Genomic DNA, 1820 nt, shown 5'->3' with positions numbered 1-1820 from the left:
CAGCTCATAATAGGTTTCTATACTCGTCTTTTTCATCCCGCAACTTTAGCTCAGAATTCAAAGCGCATCAAGATGCAATTCGTCGGAGGGATACGTTTAAACAGAATGTAAGACGTAGCCGATTCGGTTACAGTCAGAATATCCAAGCAGGAGACAAAACGGAGGGAGACATCCACTTTGATTGATTACTTCACTTCAACCTTTTAACTCTATGAAAGCAATCAAACAGACTATCGGTGTGGATGTGGCTCAGGATGAATTGGTGTGTTCCTTTGGACTACTTTTCGAAGATCTGAGTTGGCAGATTAAAGCCCGAAAAACCTTTGGGAACCACCCTTCCGGGTTCAAGGCCTGTCTTAAGTGGGCTGAATCGATGAGGGATTCAGGATCCGAAGTTCTTTTTGTAATGGAAGCGACCGGGGTTTACCATGAGAAGTTTGCCCACTGGCTGGTTGATCAGGGACAAAAATTGTCTATTGTTCTTCCCACCAAGATCAGCAACTACATGAGAACCCTGTCGACCAAAACGGTAACAGACAGTACCTGTGCCGATGCGATCACCCAGTTTGGACTAGAGCGAAAACTGGATCACTGGGCTCCTCCCAAACCCATTTTCAGAACCCTCAGACAGCTTACCCGTGAGCGGGATCAGATTGTAGCTGAACGGGTTACAGTAGACAATCAGATCCATGCTGAAAATACCGAAGCCTTTCCCAATGCAAACAGTCTGAAGCGCTTGAATGAGCGACGAAAGCTACTCTGCAAACAGGAACGGGAAATCAAAAACGAAATCCATCATCTGGTCAAGTCTGATCAGGAACTAGACCAAGCTGTAAAGCGAATCACCTCTATTCCAGGAGTGGGAGAGCTGACAGCAGTGATCGTGTTGGCTGAAACCAACGGATTCGAACTGGTAAGAAACAAGCGTCAGCTCACCAGTTATGCAGGGTTTGATGTGAGGGAAAAGCAATCGGGAACCTCTGTAAAAGGCAAACCTAAAATCTCAAAAAAAGGAAACCGAAGTCTGAGAAAAGCCATGCATTTACCCGCCTTGGCCGCCATTAGGCATTGTGAAATTTACAAAGGCACCTTTGCCAGACTCGTGGGAAGGCACGGGATAAAAATGAAAGCTGCCGTAGCTGTACAGCGAAAGCTCCTTGAGCTGATCTATATCCTTTTCAGGAACAAAACCACCTTTGATCCAGCTTATGAAGAAAAAAGGGAAGACGGTAAAAACCATGCTTCCCTTTACAGTCTAGCTGATGCCGACTTAAGAAACGAAAATTAAGAAAATCCTGATTTCTTCTTGACTTTAAACACAGAATCTTTATGCAGTGTGATTTTTTGCTAGGGATTGTTTATAATTTTTGGGCAGGAGTTCGTGAATTTTCTGGATGTTGGTTTCCATGATATTATCGAATACGTACTTGAGCCAGTGCTGTGGGTTGACTTCTTCGGTTTTACACATGGCAAAAAAGGAGTAGATCATTGCTGCCCGCTGTGCTGCCTCATGTGATCCTGCAAACAGGTAGTTTTTCCTTCCCAAGGCTACAGGTCTGATCCTGTTCTCCACGGGATTGTTGTCGATTTCTAGTACCCCGTCCAAGAGGTAATTTGACAGCTCTTTCCACAACATCATGGTATATGCCATTGCTTTAGCTATGTTGCTTTTTGGAAGTGTCTGGGCATAGTTTTCAGTCAGCCATTTGGAGAAGGCCGTATCCCTCCGACGAATTGCATCTTGATGCGCTTTGAATTCTGAGCTAAAGTTGCGGGATGAAAAAGACGAGTATCGAAACCTACTATGAGCTGTTTTACAG

3 protein-coding genes are annotated in these 1820 nt (G+C 44.7%); 2 read left to right on the top strand and 1 reads right to left on the bottom strand.

Annotated features, from left to right (window positions below; translation table 11 throughout):
* The coding region (locus C4S61_RS22460) for a hypothetical protein (RefSeq protein ID WP_235010167.1) at nt 1-185 on the top strand (185 nt) is incomplete at its 5' end.
* A 26-nt stretch (nt 186-211) separates the two neighbouring features.
* Complete coding sequence (locus C4S61_RS21570) at nt 212-1288, top strand: IS110 family RNA-guided transposase (protein ID WP_103926844.1); 1077 nt, start codon at nt 212-214, stop codon at nt 1286-1288.
* Nucleotides 1289-1327: 39 nt separating this feature from the next.
* Here the strand turns inward: C4S61_RS21570 and C4S61_RS21565 are convergent.
* Nucleotides 1328-1820: IS66 family transposase (locus C4S61_RS21565; protein WP_146064489.1), on the bottom strand; the 493-nt coding region annotated here is incomplete at its 5' end.

The sequence above is a fragment of the Algoriphagus boritolerans DSM 17298 = JCM 18970 genome (genome assembly GCF_900108085.1).
Taxonomy (GTDB): domain Bacteria; phylum Bacteroidota; class Bacteroidia; order Cytophagales; family Cyclobacteriaceae; genus Algoriphagus; species Algoriphagus boritolerans.
The sequence above is the reverse complement of the archived record's forward strand: the minus strand, read 5'-3'. Positions and strand labels throughout refer to the sequence as shown.

What these genes read in the sequence shown, in the direction of transcription:
- C4S61_RS21570 (WP_103926844.1), top strand. Translation starts at nt 212, where the DNA reads ATGAAAGCAATCAAACAGACTATCGGTGTGGATGTGGCTCAGGATGAA.